We start from the raw sequence: 12,824 nt of genomic DNA, 5'->3' as shown, positions 1-12,824 counted from the left end.
CGGCCGCGGCATGTCAAATATTCTTTACTTTGGCGATCGCGCGCGTTGCTGTCAGTGTGGGGGGATGGCCCGCCGCACCGCTGACGACACTCGCCGCCTCATCCTCGAGACCGGCATCCAGATGCTTCTCGAGCGCGGCGCGACGGCGGGAGTGCAGCACATCCGCCTGCAGGAGGTGCTCCGGTCGGTCGGTCTGACCACGGGCGCGGCCTACCGCATCTGGGCGGACCAGTCGGATTTCCACCGCGACCTCGCTGTGGAGATGGTCGGCATGCGCTTCGCTCCGCCGGTCACGAGCGCCGCGATCGCGATCCAGGAAGTGCTCGACGACTCGGACGGGACCCTGGATGACGTCGCGCGCGTGGCGGCGCTGGATTTCGTCACGTATGCGTCCAAGTTCCATCTGGAGCCGGAATCCCGCGACTCCCACGCGTTCATCACGGCCCTGGCCCTGCGGACGGCCGCCGGCGCGTGGCCGGAGCTGCGCGTCGCGAGCGCCGAGCGCCACCAGGGATCGATCGATGCGTTCGCGGCGTTCTACGCCGCGCTGCTGGCCCGTTACGGACGCCGAATGCGTGCGCCGCTGACCATCGTGGAATTCACCGAGGCGATGGCCGCGCTCGGCGAGGGCTTCGCGGTGCGGGCGGCACAGGGACTGGATCACCCGGTGTTCGACCTTCCGGAGGGCGGCGAGCTGCCCGCCGGGGAATGGACGCTGTTCGGCCTCGGCATCCGCGGCCTCGTCGAGGGGTTCACGGTCCCCATCGACGCCGCCGAGGCGTAGACGAGCCCGGGCGTCCCCCGGCCGCGCGGCAGAGCCACCGGCGGCCGGGGTCGCTGATCCCCCAGCAGAAGGACGCCGCATCTGACCCGAATCAGACCGCAGCGTCCTGTCCCCTCATCCATCGTCGGCGGTGAGCGCACCGAAGACCAGAAAGATAACTTCTTTCTCTTCGCTGGGTCTTCCGCGTCAGACGCTGACCTGCGGCGTTCGGCCGCCTCGACGCTGCGCGTCGCGGCCGTTCGCCGCACGTGACCGAAGATGAACCCCGCTGTCAGATGACCGACTGGCTCCAGTCATCCGGGTTGCCGAAACGGTGCGCGGTGATCGTGATGGACTGCTCGTGCAGGAAGGGCAGCAGCTCGATGCGCCCCGCCGTGGTGACCTCGTTCGGGTACACCGCCAGATCGGGGTCGCCGCCCACGGCCTCGGCCAGCGCGCGGTGCAGTACTGCGACCGATTCCGGCGGGCCGACCAGACGCGCGCGCGGCGGCCGCGAAGGCGCGGCGTCATCGCGAGCGGTCATCCGCTCGAGCCACTGCTGGTCGGTCTCGACGAACACCGCGACGCCCTGGTCGCTGAGCGCGCGCCGCACCGCACCGGGTAGGCCGACCGGCGCGCTCAGGGTGAAATCCGACCCGCCCCGGATGCCGGCCACCACGACGCGCAGCAGCGCCTGCCAGGTCGCATCCCCGGATGCCCGCACCGCCACATCGACCGGGCGGTAGCGGAACAGATTGCGCTCGACCCCGAGGTGCGAGACATCGCGCACCTGTCCGAACTCGCGGTCCCACGCGAGCGCGTCCGAGAGCGCACCGCGCCGCAGCCACTCGAAGGCGTCGTAGTCCAGCGACGGCTGCGCCGCCTCGATCACGCCGGTGATGCGCGAGTCGAGCCCGCGCAGGTGCAGCGTGGCCGACGACGCCGACCCGGCGGACGGACGCCACGCCCCCAGGCCGATCAGATAGTTCGGGCCGCCGGCCTTCGTCCCGGCACCGACAGATGAGCGCTTCCACCCGCCGAACGGCTGCCGCTGCACGATCGCACCCGTGATCCCGCGGTTGACATAGAGGTTGCCGGCCTGCACGCCGTCGAGCCAGGTCTCGAGATCCTGCGGATTCTGCGTGTACAGGCCGGCCGTCAGGCCGTACGCCACCGCGTTCTGCAGTTCGAGCGCGTGCGAGAGCGAGTGCGCGTGCATGACGCCCAGCACCGGGCCGAAGAACTCCTCGCGGTGGAAGCGCGACCCCGGCTGCACGCCGGTGCGGATGCCGGGCGTCCAGAACCGGCCCTCGTACTCGGTCCCGAAGTCGCGCTGCGTCGGCTCGACCAGCCACTTCTCGCCCTCGTCGAGGGTCGTCAGCGCCCAGGCGAGCTTGCCCTGCGGCTGCTCGATCACGGGGCCCACCTCGGCCATCGGGTCGCTGGGCGGCCCGACGCGCAGCGAGGTGGCGGCATCCACCAGCTGCCGTGCGAAACGCCGCGAGCGCCCGACGGGACCGACGAGGATGGCCAACGACGCCGCGGAGCACTTCTGCCCGGCGTGCCCGAACGCGCTCTTGACGAGGTCGGATGCCGCCAGATCGAGATCGGCGGAGGGCATCACGATCATCGCGTTCTTGCCGCTCGTCTCAGCGAGCAGGGGCAGCTCGGGCCGCCACGACCGGAACAGCGCGGCCGTCTCCCACGATCCGGTGAGGATCACACGGTCCACGTCGGAGTGCGCGATGAGGCGCTGCCCTAGATCGCCCTCGTCGATGTCCACCAGCGCGAGCAGCTCACGCGGCACGCCCGCATCCCACAGCGCTTCGGCGAGCACCGCCGCGCAGCGACGCGCCTGCGGAGCCGGCTTGAAGACGACACCCGAGCCCGCGGCGAGCGCGGCCAGCACACCCCCGGCGGGGATCGCGACGGGGAAGTTCCACGGCGGCGTCACGACGGTCAGCTTCGAGGGGACGAACACCGCCCCGCTCACGCTGTCGAGCTCGCGCGCGGTCGCGGCGTAGTAGTTCGCGAAGTCGACGGCCTCGCTCACTTCGACGTCGGCCTCGGCGAACACCTTGCCGGTCTCGGAGGCGGCGACCTCGATCAGGTCGCCGCGGCGTCCCTCGAGCGCCTGCCCCGCGGCCTGAAGCACGGCAGCGCGTTCGGCCGCCGGGAGGGCGCCCCAGCTCTCGGCCGCTGCGCGCACCCGCGACACGATCTCCTCGAGCGCCTCCCCGTCGGTGACGAGGGCGGCCGCGATCGTGTCGTCACCGACGGTGGAACCCTCGATGCGATCCAGGATGCCGCGACTCCAGTCGCGGTTCGCCGGGAGCGATGGGTCGGTGTCGGCGGCGTTGCGGAAGCCCGGAGCTCCCACGGCGCGCTCATCGGCCTGGCGCGACGCGAACACGGCAGTCTCGACGAAGCCGTGCCCGCCGAACATGACCTCGGAGCCGACCGGCTCCAGGGGTGCCGTGTCGCCGGCGGCGTCGGACGCAGCCGCCGAGCGAGCGATGCCGAGCACCGCCTGCGTCAAACCGTCGGGACCGATCGACTCCGCGCCGGCCTCCACGGCGCCGTCCGACCGGACGGTCTCACCCTCGGCGTTCGCGGCGTGACCGGACGGGCCGGGCACGGCCGTGCGGTCCTGGCTGCGATTCGGTCCGATCGGCAGCGTCTCGTCGTGCGCGCGCGCAATGGACGCGACGAACCGATCGCGCTCACGGTCGAACAGCTCAGGCTCGTCGGCCAGCTCGAACGCCGCCGAGAGGAAGTTCTCGCTGGACGCGTTCTCTTCGAGCCGGCGCACCAGGTAGCTGATCGCGACGTCGAACTCGTCGGGGCGGACCACCGGCACATAGAGCAGCACGTGCCCCACCTCCCGTGCCACCGCCTCGACCTGGCCCTGCGCCATGCCCAGCAGCATCTCGAACTCGACATCGTCACGGACACCCCGCTCGGCCGCCAGCAGCCAGGCGTAGGCGATGTCGAACAGGTTGTGGCCGGCGACGCCGATCCGCACCGCGGTGGTGCGGTCCGGCTGCAGTGCGGACTCCAGGCAGCGCAGGTAGTTCGCGTCCGAGTCCAGCTTGCTGCCGTAGGTGGCCGGCGGCCAGTCGTGCATGGCGGCATCCACCCGCTCCATCGCGAGGTTCGCCCCCTTCACGAGCCGCACCTTGATGCGGGCGCCGCCGGCCGCGACCCGCTGCCGGGCCCACGCGGTGAGCTGCGCGAGGGCTGGCTGGGCGTCGGGCAGGTAGGCCTGCAGCACGATGCCGGCCTCGAGCTGCTGCAGTCGCGGGTCTTCGAGGAGGCGCGTGAAGACCGCGATCGTCAGATCGAGGTCGCGGTACTCCTCCATGTCGAGGTTGATGAAGGTGCCGTCGCCCGCCGCGGTGACGTACAGCGGCAGGAGGCGTTCGATGACCTTGTCGACCACCTCGTCGAATGCCCACATCGAGATGTGGCTCGCGATCGCCGACACCTTCACCGAGACGTAGTCGACGTCGGGGCGACGGATGAGGTCGTGGATGCCGTCCAGCCGGCGCAGCGCCTCCTGCTCGCCGAGCACGGCCTCGCCCAGCAGATTGAGGTTGAGCTTGGCGCCGCCCTCGCGGATCTTCGCGATCGCCGGCCCCAGCTTGTCGGGGCGGGCGTCCACCACGAGGTGCCCCACCATCTCGCGCAGCACGCGCCGGGCGATCGGCACCACCGGGGACGGCAGCACGGGCGCGACCGCACCGCCGAGCTGCACGGCGCCGCGCAGGTACCAGGGCAGGAATCTGGGCACGAGCGGAGCGACGCGACTGAGATTGGATGCCGCCGCCGACAGGCTCTCGGGACGCATGACGCCGTCGACGAAGCCGATCGTGAAGGGGAGCCCGTTCGGGTCCTTGAGCACGCCCGCCAACCGCGCGGCCGACGCATCGACCTCGGCACTGGCGCTCTCGGTCACCCAGCGCCGGGCGAGGTCGATCGCCTTGTCGGCCAGGGTGTCCACGGGCGCGGCGGAGGGCACGGGTGCGGTAGTCATGACTCCAGCATGCGGCATTGGACTCTTCAGCAAAAGCGACCATCTATGATCGGTATTCATCGGTTCTGCCGATGAATACCGTCACGCGCGAGGAGGTGCCGTGTTCGAGTTGCGCCGACTGCGTCTGCTGCACGAGCTCGCGCTGCGCGGCACCCTCGCCTCCGTCGCCGAAGCCCTCTCCTACAGCCCGTCGACGATCTCCCAGCAGCTCGCGCAGCTCGAGAAGGACGCCGGAGTGCCGCTGATGATCCCGGACGGGCGCAGGCTCAGGCTCACGGAGCACGGCGTCGCTCTGGCCGCACACGCCGCCCGCGCGCTTGAGCTCGAGGAGCAGATCCGCGGCGAACTCGAGTCGCTCCAGCCCGGTATCGCTCCGGTCCGGGTCGCCGTGCTGCAGACCGCGGCGCAGGCGATCCTGCCGAATGCACTGACGCTGCTGGCCGGCCGCGAGCCGGGATTGCGCGTGGAGATCGCTGAGGTTCCGCCCGAGGAGGGACTGTTCGAGCTGTCCGCGCGAGGATTCGACCTCGTGATCGCGGAGCAGTACCCGGGGCACACGCGTGCTCATGTGAGGGGGCTCGAGCGCGAGACGCTCGGAAGCGACCCGATCCGGCTGGCGCTGCCGCCCGCCGATCGAGCCCGGCAGTTGTCGGACCTCGAGGACCGCGCCTGGGTGATGGAGCCCCCGGGCACGGCCGCCCGTCAATGGGCGCTCCAGCAGTGCCGCGCGGCCGGGTTCGAACCCGACGTCCGCTTCGAGATCGCCGACCTCACCGCACAGGTGCGCCTGATCGCCGCCGGCCGGGCGGTGGGCGTGCTGCCCGACCTCGTCTGGGCCGACATCGACCCGCCGGTGCGGCTGCTCGATCTGCCGGGACACCCGGTGCGGGAGATCTTCACCGCCGCCCGCGCGTCATCGGCATCGCGGACGGGCATCCGCGCGGTGCGCAATGCGCTGCAGGACGCCTTCGCAGAGCGGTCGGACACCCGCCGAGGGCACCGCACGACCTGATCGCGCGGTGCCTCGGCGGGATGCTGCGGGTGGTCAGGCGCGGTCGGTGGGCCGCACTTCGGAGCGGACGTTGCCGTTCTCGTCTCGGATCACCTCGGAGTCGGTGCGGACGGCATCGCGATCGGCGGCTGCCGCCTCGCGATCGTTGCGCTCGGCAGCCCGGTCGGCGGCCACATCGTTCGACTGCGTGCGGGAGGTCGCCGCGTCCGCGCGGGCCGGAGCCGGGGTGTAGCCGGCGGGAGCCGAGCGGTCGTCGCGGGTTTCGCCGGCGGTGACGTTCGGATCGAGCTCGTCGGCCTTGCGCAGCTTCTCCTCCTGCTCGGCGCGCAGAGCGGCGGCATCCGACTGGTGACCGTCGATCGTGCCGGCGACGCGCTCGGCCTCGATGCTGGCCTGCGCGGCGCGGGCCTTGGCCTGCTCGGCTTCGGCCGCCGCGCTCGCGGAGTCCGCCCGGGCCTGCGCGGCCTGCGCCTCGCGTTCGCGGGCGGCCATCTCGGTGCGGCGCGCATCTTCGCGCAGATCCTGCGCCTTGGCGTGCTGCGCCTCCAGCTTCCTCGCCGAGTTGCGGCGGGAGAGCATGACCGCCACGACGATGATGATCGCGACGACGATGATCGCGACGACGATCCAGATGAGTGTGGCAGTGTCCACGGCTCACTCCTTCGTTAGGGGGACCGCCCCTGGGGTGGCGATCACATCGTCGAGGCAACCGCACCGCGACGCGCGTCACAATGCCTTGCGCCGCCGCGGGTGTTGTGCTTAGCCGCGCCTAAAGTGAAATGATGACCACCCCCGGCGACGGCCCTGCGCCGACCACCCGCGCGCGGTTCGGATGGATCCGGGCGGCATCGGACCGGGTCCCGACCCGGTGGTTCGCGGGGATCGCCACGGGAATCTTCCTCGCGGGAACAGCCGCGTTCGGCGGTCTGGCGACCGCCGCCACCCCCGGGCCCACCACCCTGGAGGCGGGCGACGAGCACCGCAACGATCAGCTCGCGGTGACAATCCGCCGTGCCGTCCTCGTCGATGAGTTCCCCGAGGCGGGCGTGTTCGTCCAGGACGGGGAGCGCGTGCTCGCCCTGCTGATGGACGTGCAGAACACGTGGATCGAGCCGCTTCCGGCCTACCCCGGCAGCAGCGTGACGGAGTCCGTGACCGTCGAGGGGCTGCCGCTGGAGCCCGAGTCGGTCGCCCGGTACGACGACGCGACCCTCAGCCCCGCCCTGCAGCCCGGCGTCCCCGCGCAGATCGTCTTCGCCTGGGCGGTCGAGGCAAGCGCCTTCGAGGACGGCCAGGCGCTGACCGTGACGGTGAACGACATGACCCTCTACACGGGCTCCTTCGTCGCGAACGGTCAGTGGTGGACCGATCCCGTCGCCGCGGCGACGATCCCGATCGCGCTGGAAGACATCGGAGCGGGCGGATGAGGCGTGCAGCGGCGTGGGCCGTCGGCGCGGGCCTCGTGGCCGCCGCCTGGGGTGTCGCGGCACTGACGCCCGCCGACGACGCGTCCGAGGCGCCGTTCCCGGTGAGCGTGGCGGTCGGCGAGCGCGGGGAGGGCCGCAACGTCGCCATCACCGTCGAGGACATCCGGCGTGCGTCGAGCGTCAGCGCCCAGGACTGGTCGGCGGAAGGCAACTGGGTCGTGGTCGACCTGGATGCCGCGGCTGTCACCTCCGAACCCGGCACGACCCTGCGCCTGGCCACGCTCGAGACAGCCGGGCGCACCTTCAGCGCAAGCGAGCGACCGGAGTCCCTCGCCACGCAGCCGCTGGCGGTCGGCATCCCCCGCTCCGGCAGCGTCGCGTTCGAACTGCCGGACGACATCGAGGCCGGTGAGGCGGTCCTGACCTTCGGGCTGAGCAGTGATCCACGACTCGACTCGCTGATCGTCCTGCAGGTCGACCTGGACGAGATCGAGGTCCAGACGGATGCCGAGCTTCGGCCGACCGGTTGGGCGCAGCCATGACCGGCGGCTGGTGGCGGCGCAACGCTCTCTCACTCGCGGCGATCGCGGTGCTGCTGCCCGTCACTATCGGCGTGATCGCCGTGAACGAGTGGTCGGCGCATGACCTCGGTCACCCCACGAAACCGATCACCGTCGAGCCCGGCGACTCCACGACCTACGCCGGAGCCCGGATCGGTCCGGCCCAAGCCGGTTTCACCGATGCCGCGGGCGCGCCGTCCGGCACCCGGGTGGTCAGGGCGACGGTTCTGGTCACCCCGGGTGAGGAGCCGATCAGCTGCGTCTCGCCGACGCTGCGCGAAACGGGCGGCGCGGGCAGGCAGTGGATCGAGGCGTCGTTCGAGCTGGACCTCGAGAACGACCTCGACGCCAAGACGTCCTGCGACTCCGAACTGCCGATCCGCTACTCGCTGACGCTGAACTACCTCGTCCCGGACGATGCCGCCGGGCCGTTCGCGATCGAACTGTCGACCGCCGGCGCGCTGCCCCGCTTCGTGACCCTGGTCGTCGAGCCGTAGGGCACGAGGCGTCCGATCACCGCGTCATAGGCGCTGGCGACCAGCACGACGCGCAGCGGCTCGATCACGAGCGGCACGAACAGGAAGATCAACGGCGCGTTGACCATCCAGAATCCGCCGAGCTCCTGCGGGCCGATCACGCGGGTCACGCCGATCTCGAGCGCGGCATCCAGCCCCAGCAGGATCGTGAACAAGAGCACGTACGACCCGACCAGCACAGGTCCGGCGCGCCACATGAGCAGCAGCGCCCGCCCGATCGGCTGGAACCGGGCGATCACATCCGACCAGATGTCGCGCAGACGCGCCCGCAAGCGGGACGGCAGCGTGTTGAAACGCGCCTGCGCCCGGACCGCGACCCGACCCCCGAGCCGGGCCGACTGCGGTGCGACCGCCTGCCCGTAGATCACGCCGGCGATCGTGAGCCACGCGATCGGCAGCAGCACGATGCCGCCCACCTCGCCCAGAAGCCATTCGACCGCATCCCACACCCATGCCACGGGCGCGAGCTGCGCGCCCGCCCACTCGCGCAGGTCGCCGAGCCACACCAGTCCCTGACGGGTCTGCACCCAGGCGGCCACCTGATTCAGGGCGTCGCCGATGAGCGTCACCGACAGGTAGACCCACAGCACCTCGAGGTACACGGCGATCGCGGCGAACGCTTTCGGCAGCCGGCTGCGATAGCGCTTCCACAGCCACCGGCCGGCGAACGCCGCCACGATGATCGCGATCGTGATCGGGCCGAGACTCAGCTCGCCGGCGGCAGCATCGCCGGCGCGCTCCTGGCCGAGCAGGATCTCGTCGGCGATGAGGCCGGAGTTCACCTCGAGCACCCGGCTGAAGTAGTCAGCGGCATCCTCGCGCAGGTAGCCCCACGCCGCGTAGAACGCGACGAAAGGCAGGATGCCGGCCAGCAGGGCGTCCACGAACGCTCGGCGGCGCGCGGCACGCTGGGCGGGGATCGGTGCCAGAGCACCCAGCTCGACCATGCCGTCGCGCAGCACGAGCAGCATCGCCACGAGAGCGACCAGGCGCGACAGGATGGCGAGCGGAAAGAGCAGCGCCCCGCCGATCGCACTGTACGCTCCGACGAAGCCGGCCGCCTCGATGGCGACGTATCGGCCCAGCGTGCCGGCCAGATACAGCGCCAGCAGGGCCGGCCAGTGCCGCCAGAGCAGCTGCCCGGCGAGGCGCAGGACGGCGATCATCCGTCCACGCTAGCGGTCAGCCCCAGACGCTGGGCGCCGGCACTCTCGTCGACGGCAAGGCGGAGGATGCCGCCCACTCGGCCACCCACGGAGCGAGCTCGGGCAGGTTGTCGGGCCGGTGCAGGGCCTCGAAGAGCTCCTCGTGCGGAACGATTCCGCCGGAGCGGCGCAGAAACCGCGCACGCACGATCATCTCGGCGTACACCTCACCGTCCACGACCGCGCGGTGCATCAGATAGGCGGATTTGTCGTCGTGACCGAGCAGGCGCGACTCCACGGTGAAGCGCTGCCACAGCTCGAGCGACTTGCGGAAGGTGATCGTCTCGCTCGCGACGACGGCGTACCAGCCCTGGCGCTGGAAGACGTCCCAGATGCCGGTGCGGATCAGCAGGTCGAACCGGCCGAGGTCGAACAGCGATCCGTAGCGGCCGTTGTTCATGTGCCCGAGCAGGTCGATGTCGGTCGGAAGGGTGCGCACCGAGACACGACCGATCGCGGTCGGTTCGATCGTGCCGTTCCGGCGCAGCTGCAGCTTCGCGCGCCAGATCGTCAGAAGGGTTCGCCAGATCACGTTCACGAGGAGCGATCGTAGCCATCCACGAGCGATCCAGCCATTCCGTTGTCGTCTTCCGACAGCGCCGGGATGCCGCATCCACAGCCGTGTGAAGGCGGAATGTCAACCCGCGCCGTCGATTTCCCTCGCCGCAGAGCCGAGCGTAGAGTCGCCCCCATGGAAGCCGAACTGAAGACCGACATCGTCGTCCGTCCGGTCCGAGACGTCGATGCCGAAGCCCTCGGTCGCGTGCACGCGAGCTGCTGGCACGAGACGTACGACCACCTGATCAGCAAGGCCGCGCTCGAGAACGTCTCACCCAAGCGCCTGGCCGAACTGTGGACGCACTGGGCCGCACAGGGCCCCGAGTTCCGCATGAGCGCCGCGCTCGTCGGCGGCGAGATCGTCGGATTCGTCGGGTCAGGACCCGCGCGCGACCGTGACGCTCCGCGCCTGCGCGAGCTCTACTTCATCTACCTCCTGGACGCCTACCACGGCACCGGCATCGGCCAGCAGCTGTTCGACGCCGCGATCGACGAGACCGAGTCGGTCTACCTCTGGGTCGCCGAAGACAACCCGCGCGCACACCGCTTCTACGCCCGCAACGGCTTCCAGCTCGACGGCGCCTCGCACACCGAGCCCTTCCTCGGTGAGACGCTCACCGAGGTGCGGTTCGTCCGCTGACGCGACCGGCCGACTCGCCACGGCCTGACGTGCTGCAGATCTGGGCCCTCGAGGGCATTCCCGAGATCGCGCCCGGCGTGGATCTCGTCGAGGTGATCACGACCGCGGTGGGTGCGACTCTGCAGGATGGCGACATCCTCGTCGTGACATCCAAGATCGTCTCCAAGGCCGAAGGCCGCATGATCGCCGCCGACGACCGCGAAGACGCGATCACCGCCGAGACGGTCCGCATCGTCGCCTCGCGCACGTCCCCCACCGGTCACACCACCCGCATCGTCGAGAACAAGCTGGGCATCGTCTCGGCGGCCGCGGGTGTGGACGCATCCAACACCCCGCACGGCACGGTGCTGCTGCTTCCGGTCGATCCCGACGCCTCGGCGCGCGGCCTGGCCGCAGGGCTGCGCATCGTTCTGGGGGTCGAGGTCGGCGTCATCGTGTCGGACACGCTCGGACGCGCGTGGCGCGAGGGTCAGACCGACTCGGCGATCGGTGCCGCCGGAGTGCACGTGTTCGAGGATCTCCGCGGGGGGACGGATGCCGAGGGCCGGCCGCTGATCGTCACCATGCCGTGTGTCGCCGACGAGATCGCGGCAGCCGCCGACCTGGTCAAGGGCAAGGCCTCGCGCAGGCCCGTCGCGGTCGTGCGCGGACGCGCCGACCTGGTCGGCGATCTCGACCTGCCCGGTGCACGGTCGATCGTGCGCGATCCCGAGCGGGACATGTTCCGGCTCGGAGCGGACGAGGCCTACGCCGACGGGTACGCCGCGGGCGCGGCATCCGTCACCGGCCGCTGACCGCGCCGCACCTCGATACGGCGCTGCGCGCCTCCTCGGCAACCGTGTTCGGGACGGTCAGCGGCCGCTGACCGTCCCGAACAGCCGGGAGATCGGGGCCAGCACGAGCGGTCGCGCGGCGATCCAGCCGACCGTGATCACCCCGAGCGAGAGGGCGAAGATCCCGAAGCCGACCCAGTTGACGGCATCCTGCGACGCGTACATGTGGTTCAGGTTGCGAAGGGCGCCCGTCGCCAGGACGAGCGAGACGTGGGCGATGATGAACGCCACGAAGTAGAGCATCACCGGGAAGTGGATCGCCCGCGCCCACTCCACCGGGTATGCCCGGTTCAGGGCCTTCGCGTCCTTCGGCCAGATGCCGCTCATGCGCACGCCCGTCGCGATCGCGAGGGGCGCCGCGATGAACACCGTCGCGAAGTAGGCGAGCTGCTGCAGGGAGTTGTAGTTGACCCAGCCGTTCTCGGTCGGCCAATCCAGCGACACGTACTGCAGGGCCGCCGAGACGGCATTGGGGAACACGGCCCAGCTCGTGGGTACGATCTTCATCCACTGCCCCGTCGCGAACAGCAGCACCACGTAGATCACACCGTTCGTGATCCACAGGATGTCGAGGGACTGGTGCAGCCACAGGTTCAGGCTGATCTTGCGTCGGGAGTTGCCGCGGGGCGACCAGAACACGCTCGGGCGCTTCTCGGTGCGCACCTGCAGCCCCGAGCGGATGATCAGCACGATCAGGAACGTGTTGAAGAAGTGCTGCCAGCCCAGCCACGGAGGGATGCCGACCGGGGCGCCCTCGGGCAGCGGATACTCGCCCGGATACGCGGCGAGGAACTGCTGCAGCGGCTCGGTGCTGAGGAGGAACCGCACAGCCAGGACGGCCATGCCCGCGGCGAACAGAAGCCCGGCGCCGCCGACGACGACCGCGCCCGCCCACTCCAGGCGAGTCAGCGGCCCGATCCTGACGGGTTCGGGCCTCGGCTGCGGTGCCGTGCGCGCCGCCCGACCCGCCCACACCGTGCGGGTGAAGGGCAGCGGGACCGAAAGGTCGGTGCCCGGCGAAGGTGTCAGCTGCTGCCGGATCGCGGGCGCGGAGGCGGCCGATGCCGCCACCTCTGCCGGGACCGCGGGCTCGGGTGTCAGCTCCTGCCGGATCGGGGCCTCTGAGGCGCCAGGATCTACCACCTGTGCGGCAGCCGCGGCGCCCGCGGCGGGCACGAAGCCCGCGGGCGGCCAGGGGTCGCCACCGGCAACACGCGGAAGGCCGCGGCGCAGGGGTCGGGCCCCGTCGAGCGC

At 70.9% G+C, this 12,824-nt stretch carries 12 protein-coding genes; 7 read left to right on the top strand and 5 right to left on the bottom strand.

Features of this window, described 5'->3' with window-relative positions; genetic code table 11:
- Nucleotides 1-64: 64 nt before the first annotated feature.
- The gene (locus tag RWQ91_RS07660; protein ID WP_314504410.1) at nucleotides 65-784 is read left to right on the top strand and encodes a hypothetical protein; all 720 of its coding nucleotides are present in this window, start codon (nucleotides 65-67) and stop codon (nucleotides 782-784) included.
- Nucleotides 785-1,055: 271 nt separating this feature from the next.
- On the opposite strand, the gene RWQ91_RS07655 is transcribed toward RWQ91_RS07660, so the two are convergent.
- A complete protein-coding gene (locus RWQ91_RS07655) occupies nucleotides 1,056-4,799 on the bottom strand; it encodes a bifunctional proline dehydrogenase/L-glutamate gamma-semialdehyde dehydrogenase (protein WP_314504407.1) in 3,744 nt (1,247 codons plus the stop codon).
- Between the two features lie 100 nt (nucleotides 4,800-4,899).
- On the opposite strand from RWQ91_RS07655, the gene RWQ91_RS07650 reads away from it, so the two are divergent.
- Nucleotides 4,900-5,811 carry a LysR family transcriptional regulator gene (locus RWQ91_RS07650; RefSeq protein ID WP_314504405.1) on the top strand — a complete coding sequence of 304 codons (912 nt, stop codon included), beginning with the start codon at nucleotides 4,900-4,902 and terminating at the stop codon, nucleotides 5,809-5,811.
- 33 nt (nucleotides 5,812-5,844) lie between these two features.
- Here the strand turns inward: RWQ91_RS07650 and RWQ91_RS07645 are convergent, their stop codons facing one another.
- The gene (locus tag RWQ91_RS07645) at nucleotides 5,845-6,462 is read right to left on the bottom strand and encodes a hypothetical protein (RefSeq protein ID WP_314504404.1); all 618 of its coding nucleotides are present in this window, start codon (nucleotides 6,460-6,462) and stop codon (nucleotides 5,845-5,847) included.
- A gap of 131 nt (nucleotides 6,463-6,593) precedes the next feature.
- On the opposite strand from RWQ91_RS07645, the gene RWQ91_RS07640 reads away from it, so the two are divergent.
- Genes RWQ91_RS07640 through RWQ91_RS07630 form a run of 3 tightly spaced genes read left to right on the top strand, consistent with a single transcriptional unit; the run spans nucleotide 6,594 to nucleotide 8,295 of the window.
- On the top strand, nucleotides 6,594-7,238 hold the full coding sequence (locus tag RWQ91_RS07640) for a hypothetical protein (RefSeq protein WP_314504400.1): 645 nt from the start codon (nucleotides 6,594-6,596) through the stop codon (nucleotides 7,236-7,238).
- Nucleotides 7,235-7,780, top strand: coding sequence for a hypothetical protein (locus tag RWQ91_RS07635; protein WP_314504398.1), 546 nt, complete (start codon nucleotides 7,235-7,237; stop codon nucleotides 7,778-7,780). Before RWQ91_RS07640 ends, RWQ91_RS07635 begins: the two co-directional genes overlap by 4 nt.
- Nucleotides 7,777-8,295, top strand: a complete 519-nt coding sequence (locus RWQ91_RS07630) for a hypothetical protein (RefSeq protein ID WP_314504396.1) — start codon at nucleotides 7,777-7,779, stop codon at nucleotides 8,293-8,295. The genes RWQ91_RS07635 and RWQ91_RS07630 overlap by 4 nt, the downstream gene beginning before the upstream one ends.
- On the opposite strand, the gene RWQ91_RS07625 is transcribed toward RWQ91_RS07630, so the two are convergent.
- Nucleotides 8,199-9,500 (bottom strand): hypothetical protein, encoded by a 1,302-nt coding sequence (locus tag RWQ91_RS07625; RefSeq protein ID WP_314504393.1) that lies wholly within the window; start codon nucleotides 9,498-9,500, stop codon nucleotides 8,199-8,201. The two genes, RWQ91_RS07630 and RWQ91_RS07625, sit on opposite strands and share 97 nt — an antisense overlap.
- Nucleotides 9,501-9,516: 16 nt before the next feature.
- Complete coding sequence (locus RWQ91_RS07620; protein WP_314504391.1) at nucleotides 9,517-10,077, bottom strand: acyl-CoA thioesterase; 561 nt, start codon at nucleotides 10,075-10,077, stop codon at nucleotides 9,517-9,519.
- Nucleotides 10,078-10,230: 153 nt separating this feature from the next.
- Here RWQ91_RS07620 and RWQ91_RS07615 point away from each other — a divergent pair, with 153 nt between their 5' ends.
- Both RWQ91_RS07615 and cofE read left to right on the top strand, forming a co-directional pair.
- Complete coding sequence (locus tag RWQ91_RS07615) at nucleotides 10,231-10,737, top strand: GNAT family N-acetyltransferase (protein WP_314504388.1); 507 nt, start codon at nucleotides 10,231-10,233, stop codon at nucleotides 10,735-10,737.
- A 29-nt stretch (nucleotides 10,738-10,766) separates the two neighbouring features.
- On the top strand, nucleotides 10,767-11,531 hold the full coding sequence (cofE, locus tag RWQ91_RS07610) for a coenzyme F420-0:L-glutamate ligase (RefSeq protein WP_314504385.1): 765 nt from the start codon (nucleotides 10,767-10,769) through the stop codon (nucleotides 11,529-11,531).
- Between the two features lie 57 nt (nucleotides 11,532-11,588).
- Here cofE and RWQ91_RS07605 read toward each other — a convergent pair.
- A partial coding sequence (locus RWQ91_RS07605; protein WP_314504383.1) for a cytochrome b/b6 domain-containing protein occupies nucleotides 11,589-12,824 on the bottom strand: 1,236 nt, incomplete at its 5' end.

This window comes from uncultured Microbacterium sp. (assembly GCF_963524805.1).
GTDB lineage: Bacteria > Actinomycetota > Actinomycetes > Actinomycetales > Microbacteriaceae > Microbacterium.
This window is presented reverse-complemented; position numbering and strand designations above follow the sequence as displayed.

What these genes read in the sequence shown, in the direction of transcription:
- RWQ91_RS07655 (WP_314504407.1), bottom strand. Translation starts at nt 4,799, where the DNA reads ATGACTACCGCACCCGTGCCCTCCGCCGCGCCCGTGGACACCCTGGCC.
- RWQ91_RS07615 (WP_314504388.1), top strand. Translation starts at nt 10,231, where the DNA reads ATGGAAGCCGAACTGAAGACCGACATCGTCGTCCGTCCGGTCCGAGAC.
- RWQ91_RS07640 (WP_314504400.1), top strand. Translation starts at nt 6,594, where the DNA reads ATGACCACCCCCGGCGACGGCCCTGCGCCGACCACCCGCGCGCGGTTC.
- RWQ91_RS07635 (WP_314504398.1), top strand. Translation starts at nt 7,235, where the DNA reads ATGAGGCGTGCAGCGGCGTGGGCCGTCGGCGCGGGCCTCGTGGCCGCC.
- RWQ91_RS07660 (WP_314504410.1), top strand. Translation starts at nt 65, where the DNA reads ATGGCCCGCCGCACCGCTGACGACACTCGCCGCCTCATCCTCGAGACC.
- RWQ91_RS07630 (WP_314504396.1), top strand. Translation starts at nt 7,777, where the DNA reads ATGACCGGCGGCTGGTGGCGGCGCAACGCTCTCTCACTCGCGGCGATC.
- RWQ91_RS07625 (WP_314504393.1), bottom strand. Translation starts at nt 9,500, where the DNA reads ATGATCGCCGTCCTGCGCCTCGCCGGGCAGCTGCTCTGGCGGCACTGG.